The organism is Sphingobium chungangianum, assembly GCF_977014255.1.
Map to the genome: position 1 here is coordinate 2277286 of NZ_CDRNIV010000006.1, position 23608 is coordinate 2300893.

Sequence of the window (23608 nt, forward strand, 5' to 3'; positions counted from 1 at the left end):
CGCCGCGGTCCCTTAAGGATGAGATTAATATAGAGCAAGCCAGTTAACATGATGTGACCGACGTATTCATTGGTGATCCATCCATGATCCCAATATTCATTACGGAATCGTTCTCTTTCGACTTCGCAACAACTACAAAAATATGCGAATCATATAGATTGTTTTGAACAGGAAATAAGATGGGATCTGTATAACCGATTGCCGATCACGAAATAACGAAATCCAATTGCCGGTGGTGATGCGACGCGAAATGATCCAGAGCACACTCCAGCGCAGGCAAGTCCGCTCCACGGCTGCTCGCCAACGCGCCATTTCTCGGCCGCTCGGCCCGCCAGCGGAAGGAGGCATGGGGAATGCCGTGCACAAGGTCGAAATCATATCCACAACTGTCCGCGACACGCCGTGCAAAATCGGCCCAGGAAAGGGGTTCCCCGTTGGTGAGATGCCAGCAGCCGCTTTCCCCATCGATCAGCAGGTCAAGTACCGTCGACACCAAATGCGGCACGTAAGTGGGGGTAATAAGCAGGTCGTCCGCTGCCTGAAACACCTCGCCCCGCGCAAGCGACCTCACGACTGCTGCGGCGAAATTGAAGCTGTCGTCCGGGGAGAAGAAGGCCGCCGTGCGGATCACCAGATGCTGGCCCGACAAATCTGCAAGTCCCGCCTCCATCTGCGCCTTGCTATGGCCGTAGCTATTACGCGGGGATGGATCATCGGTTTCCACATAGGGTGATCCCTTGCCGCCATCGAACACCAGATCGCTGGAGAAGGAAACGGACGGCAGCCCCCGGCGCTCGCACGCCTGTGCCAAGGCGATCGCGCCATGGGCATTTGCCATCAGGCAGTCATCCTGCTGGCCCTCGGCTTCATCGACCCGGACCCAACCTGCGGCGTTAATCACCGCCCACGGGTGAACACGATCGATCGCGGCATCGATGCTGGTCCGATCGGCGAGGTCGAGGTCGCCACGCGACGTGAGCACAAAGGGAATATTGCGCAGCGTGCAGGCGCGCCCCATTGCCTGACCCAGCGTGCCTGTCGCGCCACATATGAGCAGCGGTCGAGCCGGGAAGCGCAAGCGTGCCCCTGCCAGATGCTCGGCCATGGGCGCAGGACGCGCGACCGTCGGGTGCGCCATCCTGACCGGGCGTTGCCACCATCCGGCACCAGCCGCCAGAGGCGGACGCACGCCATGGCCCGCCAACGCCTTCAGCAGAGACGCGAGTGCGGTCGGCCTTGGATGGCCGCTGCTAACATCCCATGCACCCGGCTCGTAAAAACCCGGCCGTGTCAGCAACGTATTCCACCCCTTGCTTCCCAGCAGCGACCAAATCGTCACGGCTTCGACACGAACGCCCTCCCCGTCCAGGCGCAGCGCCGTGTCCCACGCCTGTGCCGCCCAGCGCAACTGCTCCTCCCGGGTTGAACCATTATGCACCTCCGTCAGCGCGAGCGGCACGCCGTACCGTTTCCACGCCTCGCGCATCGCCCCTTCCATACCCTGTGGCGAGGGCGCAAGCACCCGGACTGCCTCTACATCAGCGTAAACCTGCTGTTCGCTCCCGCCATGATTATACCGTGGATAACGATGTAGCCGGTGATCGAGGAAGCGGTCGCTCGTTAGATAATGGTTGATGCCGATCACATCGGGCGGACAGGGATCATCCGCTATCGCCAGCAACCGACTTTCAAAACCAAAGCCGCACAACCGGTCCCAAAAGGGATGGTCGCGCGTCATCCGCCCGCAGAGAAGGTCCCATCCGGCCCAACGGCGCAGATTGTCGAACCCTGCCTGCGTCCGCAGCGAGGCGGTCGCATAGGTCCGGCCCAGATCGTCGGTCTGGATCAACCGGGCGGCGGGATTGACGCGCCGAATAGCCCGCATCGAAAGGCGGGTCGCATCGATCTGGTTCAGAAGGGCCAGCCAGAATGCCGGTTCGGACCGCTGGTGGGGGTACCAATGGCCGTAAAGCGCTGAAAAACGCGCCGTGGTCAGCGGTTCGTTGACGGGGGTCCAATCGGTGATCCAGGGGTAGCGTTCTGCCGCACCCTGGGCGTGGCGGGCCAGCCCATCAGCAAAGTCCTCGTCCAGTAGGCTGGTGTAGCGTGGGCCGCTGCCGTGGTGGATGAGGCCAGCAATGACCGCAATGTCCAGTTGGCGCAGGCGCCCGAGCCGCTCGTCCGTCCAGCGCCAGTCGCATTGTTCAGGACTATCGGGGCTAACCCTTTCCCATAAAACGGGATAGCGGATCGCACGGATACCCGACAGCGCAATCGTGTCGAGGTCCTCGATCCGGTCATGGTGCCCGCTGGCGCAGATTTGATCGCCATAGCGGTCTTGCACACGGTTCACCGTGCACTCCAGACCGCCCCAAAGCTGCGGGCGCGTTGGCATCCTGTATCCTTTCTCGCTTGTCAGAAACTCAACGTTGCTCAAGGGGATTATTTCGCAAGCAGAATCCTATGCAAGTCCAAGGCATATAATTGCGACATGACGCCAACCTGTATCAGCTGACGCACTGGAACAAGTGCCAGCAACCGACGGTTTGCAAACCGTTCGTCCCCGAGAAAGGTTTCCGCACATGGTCCAGGTCCGTTCGTCCGACATCTCGCAACCTGGATTAAACTCCAACGCCGTCGCCCATACTCTCATCTGCTTTAGTCATCTTCGCTGGAACTTTGTGTTTCAACGACCCCAGCATTTGATGAGCCGCTTCGCCAAACAGGGCCGGGTCATCTTTTGGGAAGAGCCATGCTTCTCCGCAGAGATTAAAGCAGCTGACCTGAGGTTCGAGACATGCGCTTTCACAGGTGTCAGTGTGGTGACACCGCAGTTGCCCGAGAGCGCGCGCGGGCAAGATTGTGAGATACTCAAACAGTTGCTCGACCTCTATTTGGCGGGCGAGAGCGGCCCCTATATCCGCTGGTATTACACGCCCATGATGCTGCCCTTTTCGGAGCATGTCGCGGCCGATTGCATCGTATACGACTGCATGGACGAGCTTGCCAATTTCAGGGGCGCCCCGCCCGAACTGCTGCCGCTCGAGCAGCGGCTTCTATCGTGCGCCGATCTGGTGTTCACTGGCGGATATAGCCTCTACGAGGCGAAGAAGGACAAGCACGCCCATGTCGTCCCCTTTCCCTCAAGCGTGGATATCCACCATTTCGCTGCGGCACGTTCTGCTGCGAAGACCAAGGGAGATCCGGCCAGCCGCCCCTGCCTTGGCTTTTACGGCGTTGTTGACGAGCGGATGGATCTCGACCTGCTCGCCCGGCTGGCCGACGCGCGGCCCGGCTGGGACGTGGAGATCATCGGCCCGGTCGTAAAGATCAGCAGCGACGATCTGCCCAGACGACCCAATCTCCATTTTCTGGGCGGGCGGTCCTACGAAGACCTGCCCACCTGCATCGCGGGATGGGATGTGGCGCTAATGCCCTTCGCCCTCAATGATGCGACACGGTTCATCAGCCCCACCAAGACCCCCGAATATCTGGCGGCGGGGAAGCCCGTCGTTTCGACCCCTATTACCGACGTCGTGCGGCATTATGGCGAGATGGAAGCCGTGTGGATCGCGGACGGCGCCGAAGCCTTCGTCACTGCCTGCGAAGAGGCACTGGCGCTGCCGCGTCCAGGCGGCCACTGGCTGTCGCAGGCGGACCAGTTGCTGGCGGGCATGTCCTGGGACAAGAGCTTTCAGCAGATGAACACGTTGATTGCCGACGCGGTGTCGCAGAGCGTCCATGCCCATCCGATCGTATCGCCAACTAGCTGGAACAGCGACCGGCCCCGGCATTATGACGTGATGGTGGTCGGAGCTGGCTTTGCTGGCGCGATCATGGCCGAGCGGCTGGCGGCCGATGGCGGCAAGAAAGTGCTGGTGGTCGATCGACGCCACCATGTCGGGGGCAACGCCTATGATGAACTCGACGAAGCGGGGGTGCTGATCCACCGTTACGGTCCGCATATCTTCCACACCAATTCAGCGGAGATTTTCACCTACCTCTCGCGCTTTACCAAATGGCGGCCTTATGAGCATCGGGTGCTTGCGGCGGTCGACGATATGCTGGTGCCAATGCCGATAAACCGGACGACGCTCAACTTGCTCTATGGGTTGAGCCTTCAAACCGAAGAGGACGCCGCGGCCTTCCTCGCCGCGCAGGCCGAGCCGGTGGCAATCGTGCGCACATCGGAAGACGTCGTGGTCTCCGCCGTGGGTCGAGAATTGTATGAAAAATTCTTCCAAGGCTATACGCGCAAGCAATGGGGTCTTGACCCATCCGAACTCGACAAGGCTGTAACATCACGGGTGCCAACGCGCACCAATGTCGATGATCGCTACTTTACAGACAAATTCCAGGCGATGCCGTTGGAAGGCTATACGCGTATGTTTGAGCGGATGCTCGATCATCCCAACATCGAGGTGCTCCTGGGGGTCGACTATTGCGAGGCTGGCGATGCCTATCCGCACGATCACCTGGTGTTCACCGGCCCGATCGACGAATATTTCGGCTATCGCTTCGGCAAATTGCCTTATCGATCGCTGCGGTTCCAGCATGAACAGCACAGCGTCGAACAGTTCCAGCCGGTCGCCGTGGTCAACTATCCCTCACCCGATGTGCCCTATACGCGCATTACCGAATATAAGCATCTGACCGGCCAGCAGGTGAATTCCACCAGCATCACCTATGAGTTTCCGACAGCAGAAGGCGATCCCTATTACCCGATCCCAAGGCCTGAAAACCAGGCCCTCTTCAAGCGTTATGAAGCGCTTTCCATGGTCCAAACGAACGTGACCTTCGTGGGTCGGCTGGCGACCTATCGCTATTATAATATGGATCAGGTGGTCGGCCAGGCCTTGGCAACGTATCGGCGCATGTCGCAGCGCAAGGCTCGCGCCTCTGTGGCCCCGACGAACGTGACCCACGCTTCTTCGGGAGTCCCATAAAGCGCGCCTGCCATCATCGCCGCGCTTGATATATCCGGCCGTCCGCGCCCGTATCGGGCGTAAACAGGAACCTCGCTTCGTCGAGTTAAGAAAGCTCACCAGGATGATCCTCGGAACCTTTGTCCCGACGGCGAACCGGCACAGCAACTTTGGCACGTGCGCCAAGTGATTATAAGTACTTAAAAAATCCTGACGCCCGCCGACTCAACAGGGGAGCGTCGATCAATCACGGATCCCAAGGCGTCGGCCCAGCGTTGTCGCATCACATGTTCGAGCGGGAGAAGGCTCATCGCCACTTTCATGTTCGCCACGGGCGTCGAGAACAGCGTGCCTACGATCGACAACGGCAGAACGCGGGTCGATGAAATGGAAAGTTGCGGCCATTATGCCCGCTGGCGAGAGGATTTCGCACTCGTTCAAGAGATGGGCATCTCCTATCTGCGTTATGGTCCGCCCGTCCACAAGACCTGGCTGGGTTCAGGACATTATGACTGGGAATTTGTGGACCAGAGCTTTTCGGAACTGAAGCGCCTCAATCTCGTCCCCATCGTCGATCTTTGTCATTTTGGAGTCTCTGACTGGATCGGAAATTTCCAGAATCCTGACTTCCCCGAGCAGTTCGGCATTTATGCCCGCGCCTTTGCGGAGCGCTTCCCTTGGGTACAACTATATACGCCGGTCAACGAGATGTTCATCTGCGCCACTTTCTCGGCGCGTTATGGCTGGTGGAACGAGCAGCTCGCCAGTGATCAGGCATTCGTCAATGCACTGAAAAATATTGTTCGCGCCAACGTTCTGGCCATGCGTCGAATATTGGAAGTGCGGCCCGACGCCATCTTCATCCAAAGTGAATCTTCCGAATATTATCATGCCGAAGCTCCGGGTGCGATCCGGGGTGCCGAGCTGATGAATTCGCAGCGCTTTCTCTCGCTGGACCTCAACTACGGGCGTCGCGTCGATTCCGAGATGTACGAATATCTCATGGATAACGGCATGACGCGCGAGGAATATCACTTCTTCCTCGACAATCGCCTGAAACAGCACTGCATCATGGGGAATGACTATTACATCACCAACGAGCATCGCGTCGCGCTGGACGGAATGACCCGGCCTTCTGGCGAAATTTTTGGCTACAGCGAGATCACCCGCCAATACCATCAGCGTTACCGCTTGCCGGTGATGCACACGGAAACCAACCTGTCACAAGGTCCGCTGGGCACCGAAGCGGTCGATTGGCTCTGGAAGCAATGGGCCAACGTCCTCCGGGTGCGAAATGATGGCGTACCTATCGTCGGTTTCACCTGGTATTCCTTGACGGATCAGGTCGACTGGGACAGCGCGCTGCGCGTCAAGAACGGGAACGTCAACCCGCTCGGCCTCTATGATCTCGACCGCAAGATCCGTCCGGTAGGCGAAGCCTATAAGCGCTTGATCCAGCAATGGCGCGACGTCCTTCCGACACAAAGCCTGTGCCTTACGGTGCCGATCGTGCTGCCGAGCGACGTCAATCGTAGCTTCGCCACGGAACAGCGGGAGCGGGCAAAGCGGATGATCAAGGCACCCGTGACCGGCCCGGCTGTGCAGGAGGAAGCATGATGAAGCAGCGCTTCGAGGATAAGGTGGCGATCGTCACAGGCGCGGCGGGCGGGATCGGCGCTGCGATCGCCGCAAGACTGTATGCCGAGGGGGCGGCTGTCCTCATTGCCGATCTCAAGCAAGACCAAGCCCAGGCGGCTGCGGCCTGCCTTGGAGCCAAGGCGATGGGCTTTGGCTGCGACGTCGGATCAGAGGAACAGGTCGAAGCCTGCGTGAAGGCGGCAATGGACCATTTCGGCAGGGTGGACATTATCGTCAATAATGCCGGTCTCATGTCGTTCAAGATGCTCGCCCAGTGGTCGGGCGATGACTGGCTGGACATATTGCGGGTGGATCTGTTGGGTGCCGCATTCTTTACGAAGCAGGGATTCCTCTGCTTTGGCGCCAAAGGGGGTGTAATCGTTAACATCGCCAGCGTCCATGCTATGGAAACCAGTGCGAACGTAGCACCCTATGCCGCGGCCAAGGCGGGCATGCTCTCGCTGACCCGCAGCACTGCCATTGAGGGACGCGATACAAAGATTCGCGCGAACGCTGTCTTGCCCGGTGCGATAGACACGCCGATGCTATGGAATAATCCCAATGTGCAATCCGGCGCCGAGACGATCAAAAACCGCGATGTCGGGACGCCAGAAAATATCGCTGCGGCCGTGGCATTTCTCGCTAGCGATGACGCAACATTCATCACGGGGACGACACTGGCGGTGGATGGTGGGCGGCTGGCCCGGCTTTGACAGCTCCGTCAAGTTTGATCACCGGCATAGTTGGGCTATCGCACAGCAGGTCGCGGCCTGAATAACATGGGAGCATTCTCACAAGGTTGCGCGAGGCGTCTGCCAGCCGCCGCCGAGTGCGCGGAACAGGTCGATCTGGCTGGCGGCGACCAGCGCATCGGCACCGGCGAGGTCGGCTTCTGCTCCTGCCAACGTTCGCTCCGAATCCAGCACTGCCAGCGAATCCGCACGTCCTTCGCGAAGCTGTGCCCGGCTGATCCGTGCCGCGACACGCGCCTGCTCCAGTGCCGCTTGCAGCGCCCGCCGCCGTTCCAGCGTATGAGCATAGGCGGAAAGTGCTGTTTCCGTTTCCTGCAGCGCCTTCAGCACCGCGCCGTCGAAGGTCGCCAGCGCCGCGCGTGTCGATGCTTCCGCCTGGGCCACCCTCGCGCGTCCAGCCTCCATGTTCGGGAAGGCCCAATTCAGCAGCGGTCCGATGACCCAGTTCAGAGGCCCCGCTCCGAACAGGTTGCTTGCCGTATTTCCCGTCGATCCGACCGATCCACCCAAGGTGATACGCGGATAAAGGTCAGCTGTCGCGACGCCGATCCGAGCGGTCTGCGCCGCAAGTCTGCGTTCCGCTTCCCGCACGTCCGGGCGCCTGGCCAACAGCGCGCGGCCATCTCCGACTGGTATGGGGCGATCCAGTCGAAGAGTGACCGCGCGCTGGCCGACCTGAGGGGGGAGGTCGGCCGGCGCTCTTCCGGTTAGGAGGGCCAGCCGGAAAAGCGCTGCATCGCGCTGGGCGCGAAGGGGGGGAATGGTCGCCTGCTGCTGGTTACGCAGCGCGGACACGCGAGCGACGTCGAGACGGCTTGTGCGCCCTGCCGCATATCGCTTGGCGGTAAGGTCCACGGTACGGTCGAGCAGCTCCAGCGTTCGCTCGGCCACGCCGATCCGCTCGGCCGCCGAAGAAGCGTCGGCATAGGCCCGTACCGTCTCGGCAACGATGCTGACTCGTACGGCATCCGCAGCAGCGGCGGCGGCGTCTGCATCCGCTCGCGACGCTCCGAGCGCACGACGTACCCGGCCGAACAGATCGACTTCATAGGCGACACTCAGCCCGGTATCGATGCGCCAATCCTCTGCTTGCTGGCCTGGTGGACGTTGGATTGCAGAGGTGCGGCCATAGGTTGGCTGAGCCGAGACGGTTGTCTGCGGCAGCATTTGCGTACGACTTTCGCGAAGGACAGCTCGCGCTCGCTCCAGATTGGCGAGTGCGACCCTCAAGTCCGTGTTGGCCGCCAAAGAGTCTCCAACCAGGCCGTCCAGTATTGGATCCTGGTAGAGCCGCCACCAGCCGTCCTGCGGCGCATCCGGTGTGGTGAGCGTCGGCGGCGCGGCTATGAAATGGCCTTGTGTACTTACCCCCGCCTGCGGGCGGACATAGTCCGGACCCGCAGCGCAGGCGGCAAGCGCCAGCGTGGCCAAGGCGATGAGCAGATATCTTGTCGTCATCATCTTTCTCATTCCGCTGCCCCAAGCACAGGCCCGCTGATATGCGGGCCCCTACGCTCCCGCCAGCGCCGCATGCGTTCCGAAAGGGCGCGGGTGACCACGTAAAAAGTTGGTGTGAACACGAGCCCGAAGAAGGTCACGCCCAACATGCCGGAGAAGACTGCTGTACCTAGCGCCTGCCGCAACTCCGCGCCGGGACCTGTAGCAATCACGAGTGGCACGACACCAAGGATGAAAGCAAAGCTGGTCATCAGGATCGGGCGCAGTCGGTTTTGAGCCGCGCGAACGACCGCATCTACAGCTGCCATGCCCTCTTCTTCCGCCTGCTTTGCGAACTCCACGATAAGGATCGCGTTCTTGGCGGCCAGGCCGATCAGCACGACGAGACCAATCTGCGTGAGGATATTGTTGTCCATGCCCCGCAGATTGACCCCGATCATCGCCGCCAACAGCGTCATCGGGACGATCAGGATGATCGACAGAGGCAGCATCAGGCTTTCAAACTGTGCGGCAAGCACCAGGAAGACAAAGAGTGTTGCTGCAGCGAACACCAGGATGGCCGCATTGCCAGCCATCTTCTGGAGATAGGCGACCTCCGTCCATTCGCTCGTCACGCCGGACGGCAGCTTGACCGCCAGACGCTCCATCGCAACCATCGCCTGACCGGAGGAATGACCGGGCGCAACATCACCCTCCACATCGATGGCGGGATAAAGGTTGTAGCGAACAGCCCGGTATGGACCTGTCTTGTCGTGCAGGGTCGCGACCGCGCCGACCGGCACCATCTCGCCCGATGTGGAGCGGGTCTTGAGGAGCGCGACGTCGCCAGAATCATCCCGGAACGGCAGATCGGCCTGCGCGATCACGCGATAGGTACGGCCCAGCAGGTTGAAGTCATTGACATAGGCGGAACCCAGATAGACCTGCATCGCTTCGAATATGCGGGCGGGCGATACGCCGATCATGTCGGCCTTGGCGCGGTCCACATCGGCAAAGATGCGGGGGGCGGAAGCCTCGAATTTCGTATGGACGAAGAAGAGATTGGGATCCTTGTTTGCTTCGGCGAGCAGGCCGCCGACAATCTTGTTTAACTGCGCATAGCCACGTCCTGAACGATCCTGGATCAGCATCTTGAAACCGCCGCCCGTACTGATGCCACGGATCAGCGGTGGTGGAATGACGAACGCCCGGCCTTCATTCACCTGCGCTGCAATCTTGCGCGCCTCCCCCATGATGAAGTGATTGGTCCAGCCATGCTTGCCGCGCTCTTCGAAGCTGTCGAAGACGAGGAAGGCCGCTGCGGCGTTCGGCGCGACGGTGCCGCTCGGCGCGTGATAGCCAGTCAGCATGACGGTGCCCTTGACGCCAGGGATCTTGCCCATCTTGGCGGCCGTTTCCCGCAGAACCTTGTCGGTCTGCGCCAGCGACGTGCCCGGCGGGGTGAATATCGCCGTCACCGCATAGCCCTGATCCTGCGCCGGAACGAAACCGGCTGGCGTGGACATGAAGACCAGCGCCGTCAGTCCGACCAACCCGACATAGATAAGGAGCATAAGTTTCTGTCGGCCCAGCATCGCGCGGGTGACGGCGGCATACCAGTGACTCAGGCGATCGAAGGCGGCGTTGAACCGCTTGCCCCCGCGATAGGCCATGCGCTTCCACCGGCCTTCAGGCTCATCCTCTTCCTTCGGACGCAGCAGGAGCGCAGCAAGCGCGGGTGACAGCGTTAGCGAAAGGATCAGCGAGATGATCGTTGCCGCCGATATGGTGACCGCGAACTGGCGGTAGAACTCCCCTGTAAGGCCGGTCAGGAACATCGTCGGCACGAACACCGCGCACAGCACCAGCACGATGGCCACCAGCGCAGTCGACACTTCGTCCATGGACCGGTGCGCTGCCTCGCGCGGGGTCATGCCATGTTCCAGATTGCGCTCGACATTCTCGACCACGACGATCGCGTCGTCGACGACGATGCCGATGGCGAGGACCAGCCCGAACAGCGACAGGTTATTGAGCGAATATCCAAGCGCCGCCAGCACCGCGAAGGTGCCGACCAGCGACACGGGGATCGCAAGCACGGGAATGACCGCCGCGCGCCAACTCTGGAGGAAGACCAAGATGACGATAACGACCAGCACCACCGCCTCGAGCAGCGTGTGCTGAACGGCGCTGACCGATTCACGAATGAAGTCGGTAGGATTGTAGATGACGCGATATTCCATGCCCGAAGGGAATTTGGCGGACATGGTCTTCAACTCAGCCAACACTGCATCGGCAGAGTCCAGGGCGTTGCTGCCCGGCCGCTGGAAGATGCCGATGCCGACGGAGGGTTGGCCGGACAGGTAGGTGTTGATGCCGTAATCCTCGGCCCCAAGCTCCACCCGTGCGACGTCGGAAAGACGGGTCAGACGACCTTCCCCATCGCTCTTGATAACGATGTTCGCGAATTGCTCGGGCGCCGTGAAGCGCCCCTGCGCTTCCAGATTCACCTCATAGGCAGGCGCGCTGCTTTCCGGCGGCTTGCCGATCGCGCCAGCGGCGACTTGCACATTCTGGGAGCGGAGCGCCTCGACGATCTCGCCCGCCGTCATGTTGCGCGCGGCCGCCCGGCCGGGATCGATCCACACGCGCATCGCATAGTCGCGGGCGCCGAAGATACGGACCTCGCCCACCCCGTCGATGCGCGCGAGCCCATCCTTCATCTGCGTCAGCGCGTAATTGGACAGATAGGCGCGGTCGAGACTATTGTCCGGCGAGATCAGGTTGGCGACGAGAAGGAAGTCGGGAGTAGTCTTGCGCGTCACCACGCCCTGGCGCCGCACATCGTCGGGCAGGCGGGGTTCAGCGAGCGCGACGCGGTTTTGCACCAGCACTTGCGCCTCGTCGAGGTCTGTGCCCTGCTTGAAGGTGACAGTGATCGTCAGTCGACCATCGCCGGTCGACTGACTCGACATGTAGAGCATGTCATCGACACCGTTGATCTCCTGCTCCAGCGGTGCGGCCACGGTGTCAGCGATCGTTTCGGACGAAGCACCCGGATAATTTGCGCTGACCGTGACGGTCGGCGGCACGACGTCGGGATATTGCGCGACGGGCAGGCCGAAAAAGGCGAGCGCGCCGACAATCGTGATGACCACCGCAATGACGCCAGCGAAGATCGGCCGTCTGATGAAGACGTGGCTGAGACGCATGATCTCTTCCCCTTATTCCCTTTGCCGGACATGGGACGCCGTGGCGCCCGGCAGGCGCGGCGGCTTCCTTGCCGGGCTTGTTCAGTCGGCCAACGTGGCCTGAGACGCGATCGGTGCGGAAGCTGGTTCGCTGACCGATGACGGCGCTGTTTCGATACGGCCGGCGACCGGTTTAACCTTCGCGCCGGGCTGGATGTACTGGGTGCCCTGGATAACTACCTGATCTGACGGCAACAGGCCCGACCGGATGACACGCAGGCCATTGGCCAAGGCACCGATCTTGACTGGCTTGGCCGTCGTGCTTCCGTCCTTGCTGACGACAAACACCAGCTTGCGCGCCTGGTCTGTCACGACTGCCGCGTCCGGGACGAGCAGCGCACGATGTGGCGCACCCGAGCCAAGCCGCATATTGCCAAACATGCCCGGCACCAGGAAGGAGTCGGGGTTGGAAACAACCGCCCTCCCCCTGATCGTGCCGGACCCGCGCTCGATCGCGTTGTCGGTGAAATCCACCCTTCCTTTCCAGCTGTAGCCGGTTTCATCCTGAAGCCGGATTTCGACCTGTTCGCTGGCCTGCTGCTGGCGGCGATGCTTGAGGTAGAGCGCCTCGGAGCCGTTGAAGGAGAAGTAGATCGGATCGACCGCGTTAATGGTCGTCAGCACTGTCGCTCCCGCAGCGGTGTCACCCGCCACTAAATTGCCGACATCCACCTGCCGGTCGGAAATGCGGCCTGTGATCGGCGCGCGGATATAGGCGAACTCGACATTCAGGCGACGCGCCCGCACCGACGCCTGCGCGGCGGCAAGCTGCGCCTCGGCCGACCTCACTCGGGCGCGGAGGGAGTCGACTTCCTCCGCGCTCACTGCCTCGTCAGCGATCAGGCGCGTGGCGCGCCCCAGTTCTGCTCGCGCAAGCCCAAGCGCGGTCGATGCACTCGCCACCTGTGCCTGCGTCTCCTGCAACGCGGCGGTGAACGGGCGGGGATCGATAGTGAAGAGGAGCTGGCCCTGCTTCACGACATCGCCATCCCGGAAATGAATGCCCACAAGCTGGCCGGAGACGCGAGGCCGTACCTCCACCGCCTTGCTTGCCTCGAACCGGCCAACATAATCGTCCCAGTCAAGGACCATGCGCGAGAGCGGCGTAGCCACTGTGACGACCGGCATGGGAGGCGCGGGCGGGGCTGCGGCGCCGTTCCACCAATTCATGGCTGCCCAAATGGCGAGGACGCCCGCTGCCGGGAGCAGGAGGTAGGCGGGCTTCCAACGCCGTGCCGCTGGTACGCCCTGTTCCATTTCCGAGGCGGCTTTGACTTTGGAAAGATACATCGTCTGCCCACTTTTCTTACGGTTATGTTACTGACCGGTACGTCTCTTGCGGGTTACGTACCGATCTGTTACATACTCGTCAAGCGGTGAGGATGCGGAATTTCTGTTTATGGACCTGACGGATGGTTCCGACTGCGGCTGCGCGGAAGGAACGCTAAAGAAAACAGCAGCTTCGAGGATATTTGAGACCGCCAAGGATCTCTTTTACAGACGCGGAATCAGGGCCGTGGGTGTAGATGAGATTGTTTGTCAGGCGGGGGTCACAAAACCTAGTCTCTATCGAGCGTATCGGTCAAAGGACGAGCTAGTAGCCGCTTGCTTGCGCGAGGATGCCGAGGCGGGCCTTGCTGGGATTTATGCCGTATTGGAAGCGGCAGGGCCGAACCCGCTCGATCGACTATACGCCCTGATCAGCCACAAATCGGAGAAGATGCGCGAAGCCGACTTTCGCGGCTGCCTGATCAGCAATGTCGCAGTCGAACTCCCCGAACCAAGCCATCCCGGCCGTTTGATCGTGGAAAGCTGCAAGTCGGAATTTCGTGCGCTGATCTGCGACCTCAGCCGCGATCTAGGTGTGGCCGAACCGGAAAAACTGGCAGATGGATTGATGCTGGTCATTGAGGGTGCGATGGCGACGCATCATGTTTTCGGCAGTCAGGGTCCGGCGCAAGCGCTGGAAGATACCTGTGCGGCGTTGATCGCTTCCCATCTGGAACGAGCTGCTGGCAAGCTACTGATCGCCACTGAGTCCGGGAGAACGCGAGCGTCCCCTATTAAGTAAACGTGTTGCCGAACCCCGTCTTGCATGCCCAGGGGTAGTCAGCGAACTTCCCCACTGCGGGTACAGCGCGAGCGTTGCCAAGGCCAACAACCCTCTATCTCTGTCTCGAGGGAGAAGCTGAGGAACGTCCGGATCGCGACGATAGCAGCAAGTAGGCCTAGGCTCGTAAAGGTGAGCGGGGCAGTAACGGTTGACATGATATCCGCCCCAACCAGTAGCTCAAGTCCGAGCAATATCCCACGCCCGAGATTAGCCCGGTAGAGATCATAAGCTTGGCGCCAATCCCCTTTTACGCCGTCCCATAGAAAATAAGCGGTCGATAACAGCGTGCCGGTGACGATGATCCCAACTCCAGCCAGCTCGACCATTTTCGCAAGGAAATCGATTGCCGCGTGTGTCTCCTCCATATCGCGTACAAGCGCGGAGGATAGGAAGCTGTTCCCGATCTGCGGACGTTCCGGATTGCAAGTAAGGAGGACATCACGTCGAACTCGCCTGTGGACGTGGGAAGCAGCCGCGTCTGGCTCACCGTCGCTATCGTAATCTTCCGGATTGGCGCCGCCCCGCGCCCTCCCGAGGCGCAATCCTTGGGCTGATTCTCAGTGTTCGGATTACGCATTTGCTCCGCAGCTGTCGTGCTCATTTGAGCGTGTTCGTTATCCATTGTCAGGCCAGTTTCAGACCTTCCTGGTTCATTCGCCGCGTGAGGCGGCCGGTCGCGCTATCGTCGAGCGCCTGACGCAGGCGCGGGAACAGCTCCTGCTCCTCCTGCTTCATATGCCGTTCGATGTCGGCGCGGAACTTTGCCAGCTTCTGCTGAAAGGCCGGATTATCGTCCAGAAGGTCTGACAGTTCGTAGAGATATTGCTTCACATAGCCATGCTCGCCGTTGAGCGCGTCCGCCTCTGCTTCCATGCCATGTTCGCGCATGGCGGGGTAAATGGCGTTCTCTTCCTCCAGCGCATGTTTGCCCAAAGCATGTTTGAGCTGCACCAGCATCAGCCGACGTCTGCCGCTGGCGGCATCGTCGGTTGCGGCAAGGCCGTCGAACAAAGCGAGCGCTGCCTTATGTTCGGCCGCGAGTGCCTTATCCCAGTCGCCTGCCAACATGGTCGGTGCCTGGACCATCAACTTCCGCCCGGCAAGACCGAGGAAGGCAAGGCCCGCACCGAGCAGCAGGCTTTGGGATCGTGAGGGGTAATGGGCGTGAAGCGCCATGGGCTTTCTCCCTTTGACTGATGGCCGGTCAACGATGGCTTGCCACACATGTTCCGCAGCCCGTCGCAGGAGAGGCAGAGGCGTTAACCTATATTATCTGCGGCTGTTTTTGCGGGGGTCCGTCGTGAAAAGAGGGAACGAGGGCGACTGCCGCTGGTTGGCGTCATAATCACTTTCAGGAGGCTCAGCATGGCCGACAACAAGGCGTCGCCCCCGAGCGACGACGCGCCACTTACCACGAGCAAAAAAGATCGCAGCGAACAGGCGGGCGACACACTGATCGAACTCAAGGGCGATACGCTGGTCGGCAAGACGGTGACCATCAATCGCCCCAGGGCGGAGCTCTACGCCTTCTGGCGGGACTTCGCCAATTTGCCCCGGTTCATGGAGAATGTGGTGTCGGTGGAGCCGGTGGCAGAAGGCCGCACCCACTGGACGGTCAAGGCGCCCGCCGGAAAGACGGTGGAATGGATTTCCGCCATTACCGAGGACAGGCCCGACGAGACGATCGCCTGGGCTTCGGAGGATGGCGCGGACGTGCCCAATAGCGGCCGGATCGACTTCCGGAACGCGCCGGGTGGGCGCGGAACGTGGGTGAGCGTGACGATCCTTTATGACCCCCCGGCTGGGATCATCGGTAAGGCAATTGCCAAAATGTTTCAGCGAGAACCGGCGATTCAGGCGCGGCGCGATTTGCGTCGGTTCAAGCAACTCATGGAGACGGGCGAGATCGCGACTTCGGCGCGCACCCGCAAGGCATTTGAGGAGGAGGAGGTCTGATGCGGGCGCTGACATGGCATGGCAAGCATGATGTTCGGGTGGAGACAGTGGATGATCCGGAGATCATCAATTCTCGTGATGCGATCATCCGGATAACATCCACGGCGATTTGCGGCTCTGACCTCCATCTTTATGACGGATACATACCGACGATGAAGTCGGGCGATATATTGGGCCATGAATTCATGGGAGAGGTGGTCGAGACGGGACCGAAATCGACATTGCAGAAGGGGCAGCGCGTTGTCGTTCCCTTCACCATTGCATGCGGCGGATGCTTTCATTGCAGCAAGCATCAATATTCCGCTTGCGACAACAGCCTGCCCGCCGACAATCAGGACATCGCTCAGGCCATTTACGGCCAGCCCATGTCAGGTCTGTTTGGATATAGCCACATGACCGGCGGCTATGCCGGGGGTCAGGCTGAATATGTCCGCGTGCCGTTTTCCGACGTCGGCCCGATCGTCATTCCCGATGGGGTGGAAGACGACAAGGTTCTTTTCCTTTCGGACATCCTTCCGACTGGATGGATGGCGGCCGAGAATGCCGGAATCGAACCGGGGGATACCGTCGCGGTCTGGGGTTGCGGGCCGGTTGGGTTGTTCGCGGTCCAGTCCGCCTTCCTGATGGGGGCAGAGCGGGTCATTGCCATCGACCATTTCCCTCGGCGACTGGAACTCGCGGCGCGTTTCGGCGCGCAGACGATTAATTACGAGCAGACCAAGACCTATGACGCGCTAATGGAAATGACGGGCGGCATCGGCCCCGACGCGTGCATCGATGCGGTGGGGCTGGAGGCGCATGGCTTCTTTGCCGACAATGTGTGGGACCAGATCAAGATATCGACCTTCCTCGGCACGGATCGCACCCATAGCATCCGCCAGGCCATTCTCGCCTGCCGCAAGGGTGGGCGCATGTCGATGCCCGCCGTTTATGGCGGCTTCGTCGATAAATTTCCGCTGGGCGCCTTCATGGAGAAGGGTCTGACGCTCAAGACCGGGCAGACCCATGTTCAGCATTATATGCCCGCCCTGCTCAATGCGATCATGGAGGACAGGATCGACACGACTTTCCTCATCAGCCACCGCCTGCCGCTGGAAGAAGCGGCGGAGGGATATCGCATGTTCCACGATCATCAGAATGAAGTGACCAAGGTCGTGCTAAAACCGGGCATGGCGGCCAGCCAGAAAGAGGAGAACCGCGATGGGAGCCACTAAATTCGCCATCGTCACCGGCGCCTCGACAGGTATAGGGTTCGAACTGGCCCATTTGGCCGCGCAGAATGGCTATGACCTGCTGGTCGTGGCGGACGAGCCGCTGATAGAAGCGTCGGCCACCGATTTCCGTCGCCATGGCGTGGAAGTAGAAGCGGTGGAGGCTGATCTCGCGACGATACAGGGCGTCGAGACACTGATCGACGCGGCGAAGGGGCGCACGGTGGATTTGCTGTGCGCCAATGCCGGGCGAGGTCTGGGCCATGGCTTTCTGGAGCAGGAGGTCGCCGACTGGCGGCGGGTGATCGACACCAACATCACGGGCACCCTTTATCTGCTACAAAAGGTCGTCCAGCCGATGGTGGCCCGCAATGAGGGCAAGGTGCTGATTACCGGCTCGATCGCTGGCTTCATGCCCGGCTCCTTCCAGGCGGTCTATAATGGCACCAAGGCGTTTATCGACAGCTTTGCCGATGCATTGCGCAATGAGATAAAGGATGCCGAGGGTGTCACAATCACCACTCTGATGCCGGGCGCGACGGAAACGGAATTTTTTGACCGGGCGGACATGTTGGATACCAAGGTGGGGTCCGACGAAAAGGATGATCCCGCCAAGGTCGCCAAGGATGGCTGGGACGCGCTCATGGCCGGCAAGGTGCATATCGTCTCGGGCTGGAAGAACAAGCTTCAGGCCGCCGCCGCGCATGTCACGCCTGCGTCTATCCTGGCTGAGCAGCATCGCAAGATGGCTGAGCCCGGCACAGCAGAGGAGAATGACGATGAGTGAACGCGAAGGACAGCATAAGCCGGACAATGCCGAAACGCCGCGCGGTCCGATGGGTGACGCGCTGCCGGGACGGGAGAAGGAAGACCCCCGGACGGGCGGTGGCCAGCGGCAGGAGGCGGTCGAGGATCGCCCTAATGTCGGCACGGTGAAGCCGGAGGATTATCCGGAAAAGGATCGGCGGGATTCCCGTCCTTGAAAACCACAGCGAGGTGATCCGTGGGATGGGAGCCACTCAGTCCAGATCCGGTTGATGGCTTTCGGGGCGACGACCTCCCGGCCTATGTGGCTAACGGCCTTGTGGGTCTTCGCGTGCGCGAGGTTCCGATGTTGCCTGGTTCCGCCATCGTCAACGGCGTGGTTGGTTTGCATGTCGAGGAGCCGGTCGAGGCTGCCATCCCTATCCCTTATCCGCTTGCCGCCGACATGGGCATCGGGGAGACTTGGCTGACTGAACAGCCATGGCTGTTCAGCGACGCGACACAGCGATATGATTTTGCCGCCGGGGAGCTATTCAGCGGATTTACGTTTCACGTGGGCGAAGTTGCGCTCCGCGTCGAGGTTCTGACCTTTGCCAGCCGCAGTGATCCTGCGCTGGTGCTGCAACGCATCCAATTGAGAGCCGATAGTCCTTGCACGGTCCGGCTTCGCGCGGGGATTGCGACGGGGGGTTCGCGCGGGCGAGCCGACGAGCGGAAGATGGGTGAGCAAGCGGCGTCGGGCGAAGGCGCGATGCTTTGGGTACCAGAGGGCGCGTTCAGTTGCTGCGGCATCGCTTTTCATAGCGAATGCCGCGAAGCTAAGGATGAGCCCTGCTTTCGGGAGAAGCACGGCTCGGGATCGCTGACGGCCGAATATTCGGTCGAGTTGAGGCGTGGTAGAACGGTGCGGCTGGAGCAGATCGCCGCCCTCGTTCCCTCCCTTGTCCATCATCGCCCCATGGACGAGGCCGTTCGCCGGCTTGCCAAGGGCACGGAGCTGGGTTTCGACCAGTTGCGCGACCTCAATCGGGAAAGCTGGCGGCAGTTGTGGCAAAGCCGGATAGTGGTCGATGGCGCGAGCGCGGATCATCAACGTCTGATCGACGCGGGCTTCTTCTATCTCAACAGCTCCGCGCACAGGTCATCGCCCGCCGCGACTTCGATGTTCGGGCTCGCAAGCTGGCCCAATTATAATTATTATTTTGGGCATGTGATGTGGGACATCGACGCCTTCTGCGTTCCGCCCCTTTTACTCGTCCAGCCCACGGCGGCGCGCAGCCTGCTCGGCTTTCGCGCCCGGCATATTGGTGCTGCGCGCATGTATGCGATGCTCGATAACAAGGATGGACTGTGTTTCCCGTGGGAGGCGGCACCGCGTTCGGGCGAGGAAGCGACGCCCGGTCGCGGATCGGGCGCGGCACATGCGGCCCATGTCTCACTGCATGTCGCGCGCGCCTTCGCGCTCCAAGCCGAGGCGGAGCGCGATATGCGCTATCTGCGCGCTACAGGCTGGCCTATATTATCAGGCGTGGCCGACTGGCTGGCATCCCGCCTGACGCAGACGACGCGCGGTTTTGAACTGCTGCGGGCGACAGGACCTGCCGAAGTGCCCGAACCGCCGGATAATGACAGCTTCACGCTCATGACGGCCTATGACCTGCTGCGCCGGACGATCCGCATCGGCCTCTCGATCGGGGCGGAGATACCTTCCAATTGGCGCAACATAGCCGACAATCTCCATTTGCCGGTTCGCGGTGACGGCATCATCGCCTCGCATGAGGAGTTCCGCATCAGCGAGCCCAAGGGGGCGACCCCCTCCCCGCTCGCCGGCCTATTCCCGATGGACTATCCAGCGACCGCCCGACAAGAACAGGCGACGCTCGACCTTTTTCTGTCGCACTGGCCGGACTATGTGGGGTCGCCGATGCTGCCTGCCTTTTATCCCGTCTGGGCAGCGATGCGAGGGGACCGGGCACTGGCGCTCAAGCTGTTTGAAGAGGGCTATGCCGCCTATGACAAGGGGCGGTTTCACCAGTGCCTGGAATATCGCGAGGATCATCCGGATTCCAAGGTGCCTGCCGGCCCCTTCATGGCGAATATTGGCGGGATGCTGATGACCATGCTGCTGGGCCTGCCGGGGATCGAAATTTCAGATGCCGATCCGTCGGACTGGGGACGGCGGCCAGTGATCCTGCCGGCCGGGTGGAAAAGCATCATCGTGGATCGGCTGTGGGTCAGAGGGGCGCCGATGCGGATGGAAGCGATTCACGGCGCGGAGCGCGCGCGACTTTTCAAGGCATGAAGGACTTTGTCAAGTTGGGCTTCGACGGACCCGACCTGCCGCGCTCAACTGTCCGGTTGATACGTCGGTAAGAGTCGGCATCGGCAACGGCCACATGATGTCGCGGGTTTTGATAATGTGCCACTTCGGCGCGAGAGAGAGGATCCTCAAATGGCAAATCAGAACCAAGACAATCAAATGGGTAACCAGCGAGGCGGACAGACCCAGAATCCCTGCCAGCAGAATCAGCAGGACGACCAACGGCGCCAGCAGGGCGGCCCGGATCAGCAGGAACGCCGCGATGATCGTTCGGGCGGTCAGCAGCGGTAATCCGCCGATTATGCTATCGAGGGCCGCCATCATTGGCGGCCCTTTCTAATTTCCGGCCAATGATGGTATCATTCTTTGCCCGGACCTCCGCTTCCGTTGGCTGGAGCTGGGGAGTTGCTAAATACCTGACCGTCCCGCCCGGCGCGACCGCTAAGCCCTTCAGATCTGGGCAGTTCGCTTTTTTAAGCGGCGACCCGGATCGGGCTATATTCAACCTTGCCGTTGGCAGCAAACTTCGCCGCTGTTACCTAGTGGTGATCAAGAGCAGCGACATCGCTGTGGCCGAAAGATTGCGTCATCCAGCTGGGATTCGTCTCGTGTGTCATACCATGCATTGCTGTCGTTCTGACTGGCGGCTGGAATGGCGATCAGTCAACGGCATGAGCTATCGGCTGCTATATCGCCAGGATAGGAAATGGCAGCAGCCCACCGGTAAACATTTTTTAATATCTGTCGATTAATCCAGATTAGGCAAAATCTGGGCTTGCTGCCCCTCCCTTAATCATCTGTTTCAGAATTTCCGTTACCGCATCCCCCGAAAGGGATGAGCATGCCGCGCACTGGTCACAGGATGCAGGGAGGAAACGGACGGCCATTATTATGGCTGCTGACAGCGGTATCCGTGACCGTGTTACTTGGCATGCTGATCTTTCCGACGGCTACTTTGCTGTGCCTAACGATCTTTATTGGTGCGGCATCCCTGCACATCGCCGCCGAGACATTCTGGCTCGTTCGCCTCCGTAAGGCACTGCGCGCCGGGACCGCCTATCCGCTTTCCCGCGCCATTCACGCAGAAGTCCTCAACCTCATCGAAGCAAACCGTTCGATCGCTCCGCGCCAGGTGCAACGTCACGGCGTTTCGGGGCTTCCCACCCGGGAAAAGTTGATTCACGTGATCAGCCAGGGTCCAGGCGTTCTCGGCATGATCGAATTTACGGATTTTGACCGGCTGAGCGCTATCGATCCTGAAAAGGCGGACCGGGTTCTTGTCGAAATCGCCAAGCGGATCAGCCGCATGGCCGGCGCAGGGCGCATGGCGGCTCATGTCGATCGAGCCCACTTCGCGCTTTGGTTCGCAAGCGCCAGCGAGGAGGACGCTACCACCGCTCTGCAAGCCATCACTTACGCGCTTCAGGATCGCATTCTCATTGACGGCGAAGAGCTGCTGCCTGTGGTCCGTATGGGCCATATGGCCTGCGATCCCAGCCTGGCCCCGGCGGCAAAGCTGGTTTCCCGCGCCTTTTCCCTTTTGGCCAGCCGCCACAGCAATATGCTTGGCTCGATCGAAGCAGCGTCGAAGGCTATAAGTTGCGACTTCGCACTGGAACAGGATCTGCGCCGCGCCATCACCGGGGGCGAATTCGAATTGTGGTTCCAGCCCTTCCTTGACGCAAGGACGCAATCGGTCTGCGGCGCCGAAGCCCTGATCCGTTGGCGGCACCCCGTTCGCGGACTAGTCGCACCGGCGGAGTTCATCCCCCTGGCTGAAGCTGCCGGATTGGCGGGGGAGCTTGGCACCTGGGTTCTCGACGCTGCTTGCCGCGCGGCGCGCAACTGGTCGGCAACCGGCCTGCCGGACGTCAAGGTCGCCGTCAATGTCTCCGGTCAGCAGCTGGAACGGGACGGCTTTGACAGCCTAGTCGAACGGACGCTTGGCCGCCACGGCCTACCAGCCCGTCTGCTGGAACTGGAACTGACCGAAACCATCGCCATGGCCGATTCCCGCACGGCCGCGCAGTTGTTCGAGCGCATTCGCGCATTTGGAATAACGATCTCCATCGATGATTTCGGCACCGGCTTTTCCAGCCTCAGCCATCTGAAAAAGCTGTCCTTCGACAAGCTTAAGATAGACCGGGAATTTGTGACCGGCATCGACAGCCGCCGCGACTGTCAGGCGATTTGTCAATCAATCATCGCACTGGGCCGCGGCCTGGGCATCAGCGTCTTGGCCGAAGGGGTGGAACGGACGGAGGAGATGCTTTGGCTGCGCCGTCACGGCTGCAACCTCTTCCAGGGCTTTCACTTCGCCCGCCCGCTGCCTGAAACCGATTTCCTCGCCTTCGCCCGCGACCGGCAGAGGATCGCCAGTCTGTTCAGCACAAACGCCCCGCCCCTACACCCAAAAAAGATCACGCACGCAAGGACCGCCTGATGAGGATGAACGCGCCAAACCTGTTGCTCGCCATTGTGGCGCTAGGCCTGGCGGGCTGCGCCTCAAAGCCCGGTGGGCAGGCGGTGCGCCCTACCATGGTGCAGCAGGTTAGCAATGCCCAGGAACTAGGCGATGTCGTATCCCTGCTCGACCAGGGGGAGGAAAAAGCCGCGCGCAAGAAGCTCTCCGCAATGCTGAAACGCGATCCTGCCGACACTTCCTCACGCAAGCTGCTGGAGAGCATCACCGCCGATGCGGTCGCGACATTGGGCGGCACCGCCTTCGTCTATCGGGTTGAACCCGGCGACACCATGCAGGATATCGCCCAGCGTTTCCTCGGCGACAGGATGAAATTCTATCTGTTGGCACGCTATAATAAGCTCGCCGTCCCCGCTGCGCTCAAGCCGGGTCAGACCGTCCGAGTGCCAGGGCTCCGGCCAAAGGATGCGCCCCCGGCACCGTCCCGGCCTCGACCTGAACCAACTCCCGCCCCTGCCCCTTCCACCAAGCCCGCGCCATCCGCCACAGGGGCCGTTCCACCGCCTGCGCCGCGCACGGCCGATCCTCGCCGCGCTGCCCAGTTGCGCTCAGCTGGCCTTACGGCTCTCAACAAGGGGCAGATCGGCAACGCGGTAAGGCTGCTCGGTCAAGCCCTCCGCCTGGATCCCGGCAATGCGCTGATCGAGCGCGATCTGGACCGCGCGCGGCGGCTTCAGGCAACAGTGAGGGCCCGGCGATGACCAATAGCATTACGACAATGGCCTTTTGGCATTTCACAGCCTCAAAATTGGATTTGG

General features: G+C 60.9%; 18 protein-coding genes. 11 read left to right on the forward strand and 7 right to left on the reverse strand.

From position 1 onward, the window contains the following. Positions 1–205: 205 nt before the first annotated feature. Positions 206–2395 (reverse strand): sugar nucleotide-binding protein, encoded by a 2190-nt coding sequence (locus ACWNC0_RS18330; RefSeq protein ID WP_449473660.1) that lies wholly within the window; start codon positions 2393–2395, stop codon positions 206–208. Positions 2396–2705: 310 nt separating this feature from the next. Between ACWNC0_RS18330 and glf the strand changes: the two genes are divergently transcribed. The 3 genes from glf (at position 2706) to ACWNC0_RS18345 (ending at position 7276) form a co-directional block, all read left to right on the forward strand. Further along, positions 2706–4946 (forward strand): UDP-galactopyranose mutase, encoded by a 2241-nt coding sequence (gene glf, locus ACWNC0_RS18335; protein WP_449473661.1) that lies wholly within the window; start codon positions 2706–2708, stop codon positions 4944–4946. Between the two features lie 300 nt (positions 4947–5246). After that, complete coding sequence (locus ACWNC0_RS18340) at positions 5247–6542, forward strand: family 1 glycosylhydrolase (protein ID WP_449473662.1); 1296 nt, start codon at positions 5247–5249, stop codon at positions 6540–6542. After that, positions 6539–7276: an SDR family NAD(P)-dependent oxidoreductase gene (locus ACWNC0_RS18345; protein ID WP_449473664.1), complete on the forward strand. Its 738-nt coding sequence runs from the start codon at positions 6539–6541 to the stop codon at positions 7274–7276. Before ACWNC0_RS18340 ends, ACWNC0_RS18345 begins: the two co-directional genes overlap by 4 nt. Before the next feature lie 78 nt (positions 7277–7354). On the opposite strand, the gene ACWNC0_RS18350 is transcribed toward ACWNC0_RS18345, so the two are convergent. From ACWNC0_RS18350 to ACWNC0_RS18360, 3 genes are all read right to left on the reverse strand, one after another. Further along, positions 7355–8773: an efflux transporter outer membrane subunit gene (locus ACWNC0_RS18350; RefSeq protein ID WP_449474663.1), complete on the reverse strand. Its 1419-nt coding sequence runs from the start codon at positions 8771–8773 to the stop codon at positions 7355–7357. 8 nt (positions 8774–8781) lie between these two features. Further along, positions 8782–11964: an efflux RND transporter permease subunit gene (locus ACWNC0_RS18355; RefSeq protein ID WP_449473665.1), complete on the reverse strand. Its 3183-nt coding sequence runs from the start codon at positions 11962–11964 to the stop codon at positions 8782–8784. A gap of 81 nt (positions 11965–12045) precedes the next feature. Continuing rightward, positions 12046–13293 (reverse strand): efflux RND transporter periplasmic adaptor subunit, encoded by a 1248-nt coding sequence (locus ACWNC0_RS18360; protein WP_449473667.1) that lies wholly within the window; start codon positions 13291–13293, stop codon positions 12046–12048. 109 nt (positions 13294–13402) lie between these two features. Here ACWNC0_RS18360 and ACWNC0_RS18365 point away from each other — a divergent pair, with 109 nt between their 5' ends. Then, positions 13403–14074 (forward strand): TetR/AcrR family transcriptional regulator, encoded by a 672-nt coding sequence (locus ACWNC0_RS18365; RefSeq protein WP_449473669.1) that lies wholly within the window; start codon positions 13403–13405, stop codon positions 14072–14074. 38 nt (positions 14075–14112) lie between these two features. Here ACWNC0_RS18365 and ACWNC0_RS18370 read toward each other — a convergent pair whose 3' ends face one another. Beyond that, the gene (locus ACWNC0_RS18370; RefSeq protein ID WP_449473670.1) at positions 14113–14481 is read right to left on the reverse strand and encodes a DUF1622 domain-containing protein; all 369 of its coding nucleotides are present in this window, start codon (positions 14479–14481) and stop codon (positions 14113–14115) included. A gap of 259 nt (positions 14482–14740) precedes the next feature. Next, entirely contained in the window at positions 14741–15292 is a 552-nt protein-coding gene (locus ACWNC0_RS18375; protein WP_449473672.1) for a hemerythrin domain-containing protein, read from the reverse strand. Between the two features lie 189 nt (positions 15293–15481). Between ACWNC0_RS18375 and ACWNC0_RS18380 the strand changes: the two genes are divergently transcribed. From ACWNC0_RS18380 to ACWNC0_RS18400, 5 genes are read left to right on the forward strand one after another with little or no spacing between them, the layout of a single operon-like run. Continuing rightward, positions 15482–16072 (forward strand): SRPBCC family protein, encoded by a 591-nt coding sequence (locus tag ACWNC0_RS18380; protein WP_449473673.1) that lies wholly within the window; start codon positions 15482–15484, stop codon positions 16070–16072. After that, positions 16072–17286 (forward strand): zinc-dependent alcohol dehydrogenase, encoded by a 1215-nt coding sequence (locus ACWNC0_RS18385; protein WP_449473674.1) that lies wholly within the window; start codon positions 16072–16074, stop codon positions 17284–17286. Before ACWNC0_RS18380 ends, ACWNC0_RS18385 begins: the two co-directional genes overlap by 1 nt. Next, positions 17273–18070 (forward strand): SDR family NAD(P)-dependent oxidoreductase, encoded by a 798-nt coding sequence (locus tag ACWNC0_RS18390; protein WP_449473676.1) that lies wholly within the window; start codon positions 17273–17275, stop codon positions 18068–18070. The genes ACWNC0_RS18385 and ACWNC0_RS18390 overlap by 14 nt, the downstream gene beginning before the upstream one ends. Next, entirely contained in the window at positions 18063–18266 is a 204-nt protein-coding gene (locus tag ACWNC0_RS18395; RefSeq protein ID WP_449473678.1) for a hypothetical protein, read from the forward strand. The genes ACWNC0_RS18390 and ACWNC0_RS18395 overlap by 8 nt, the downstream gene beginning before the upstream one ends. Positions 18267–18286: 20 nt before the next feature. Then, positions 18287–20350: a hypothetical protein gene (locus ACWNC0_RS18400; RefSeq protein WP_449473679.1), complete on the forward strand. Its 2064-nt coding sequence runs from the start codon at positions 18287–18289 to the stop codon at positions 20348–20350. Positions 20351–20359: 9 nt separating this feature from the next. On the opposite strand, the gene ACWNC0_RS18405 is transcribed toward ACWNC0_RS18400, so the two are convergent. Then, positions 20360–20692, reverse strand: a complete 333-nt coding sequence (locus tag ACWNC0_RS18405) for a hypothetical protein (protein WP_449473681.1) — start codon at positions 20690–20692, stop codon at positions 20360–20362. A 589-nt stretch (positions 20693–21281) separates the two neighbouring features. Between ACWNC0_RS18405 and ACWNC0_RS18410 the strand changes: the two genes are divergently transcribed. Together ACWNC0_RS18410 and ACWNC0_RS18415 are read left to right on the forward strand one after the other, a co-directional pair. Continuing rightward, complete coding sequence (locus ACWNC0_RS18410; RefSeq protein WP_449473683.1) at positions 21282–22811, forward strand: EAL domain-containing protein; 1530 nt, start codon at positions 21282–21284, stop codon at positions 22809–22811. 5 nt (positions 22812–22816) lie between these two features. Then, the gene (locus ACWNC0_RS18415; RefSeq protein WP_449473685.1) at positions 22817–23551 is read left to right on the forward strand and encodes a LysM peptidoglycan-binding domain-containing protein; all 735 of its coding nucleotides are present in this window, start codon (positions 22817–22819) and stop codon (positions 23549–23551) included. Positions 23552–23608 lie beyond the last annotated feature (57 nt).

Coding starts and splice junctions, on each gene's coding strand:
- ACWNC0_RS18330 (WP_449473660.1), bottom strand. CDS start 2,395: ATGCCAACGCGCCCGCAGCTTTGGGGCGGTCTGGAGTGCACGGTGAAC.
- glf (WP_449473661.1), top strand. CDS start 2,706: ATGAGCCGCTTCGCCAAACAGGGCCGGGTCATCTTTTGGGAAGAGCCA.
- ACWNC0_RS18340 (WP_449473662.1), top strand. CDS start 5,247: ATGTTCGCCACGGGCGTCGAGAACAGCGTGCCTACGATCGACAACGGC.
- ACWNC0_RS18345 (WP_449473664.1), top strand. CDS start 6,539: ATGATGAAGCAGCGCTTCGAGGATAAGGTGGCGATCGTCACAGGCGCG.
- ACWNC0_RS18350 (WP_449474663.1), bottom strand. CDS start 8,773: ATGACGACAAGATATCTGCTCATCGCCTTGGCCACGCTGGCGCTTGCC.
- ACWNC0_RS18355 (WP_449473665.1), bottom strand. CDS start 11,964: ATGCGTCTCAGCCACGTCTTCATCAGACGGCCGATCTTCGCTGGCGTC.
- ACWNC0_RS18360 (WP_449473667.1), bottom strand. CDS start 13,293: ATGTATCTTTCCAAAGTCAAAGCCGCCTCGGAAATGGAACAGGGCGTA.
- ACWNC0_RS18365 (WP_449473669.1), top strand. CDS start 13,403: ATGGACCTGACGGATGGTTCCGACTGCGGCTGCGCGGAAGGAACGCTA.
- ACWNC0_RS18370 (WP_449473670.1), bottom strand. CDS start 14,481: ATGGAGGAGACACACGCGGCAATCGATTTCCTTGCGAAAATGGTCGAG.
- ACWNC0_RS18375 (WP_449473672.1), bottom strand. CDS start 15,292: ATGGCGCTTCACGCCCATTACCCCTCACGATCCCAAAGCCTGCTGCTC.
- ACWNC0_RS18380 (WP_449473673.1), top strand. CDS start 15,482: ATGGCCGACAACAAGGCGTCGCCCCCGAGCGACGACGCGCCACTTACC.
- ACWNC0_RS18385 (WP_449473674.1), top strand. CDS start 16,072: ATGCGGGCGCTGACATGGCATGGCAAGCATGATGTTCGGGTGGAGACA.
- ACWNC0_RS18390 (WP_449473676.1), top strand. CDS start 17,273: ATGGGAGCCACTAAATTCGCCATCGTCACCGGCGCCTCGACAGGTATA.
- ACWNC0_RS18395 (WP_449473678.1), top strand. CDS start 18,063: ATGAGTGAACGCGAAGGACAGCATAAGCCGGACAATGCCGAAACGCCG.
- ACWNC0_RS18405 (WP_449473681.1), bottom strand. CDS start 20,692: ATGATGGCGGCCCTCGATAGCATAATCGGCGGATTACCGCTGCTGACC.
- ACWNC0_RS18415 (WP_449473685.1), top strand. CDS start 22,817: ATGAACGCGCCAAACCTGTTGCTCGCCATTGTGGCGCTAGGCCTGGCG.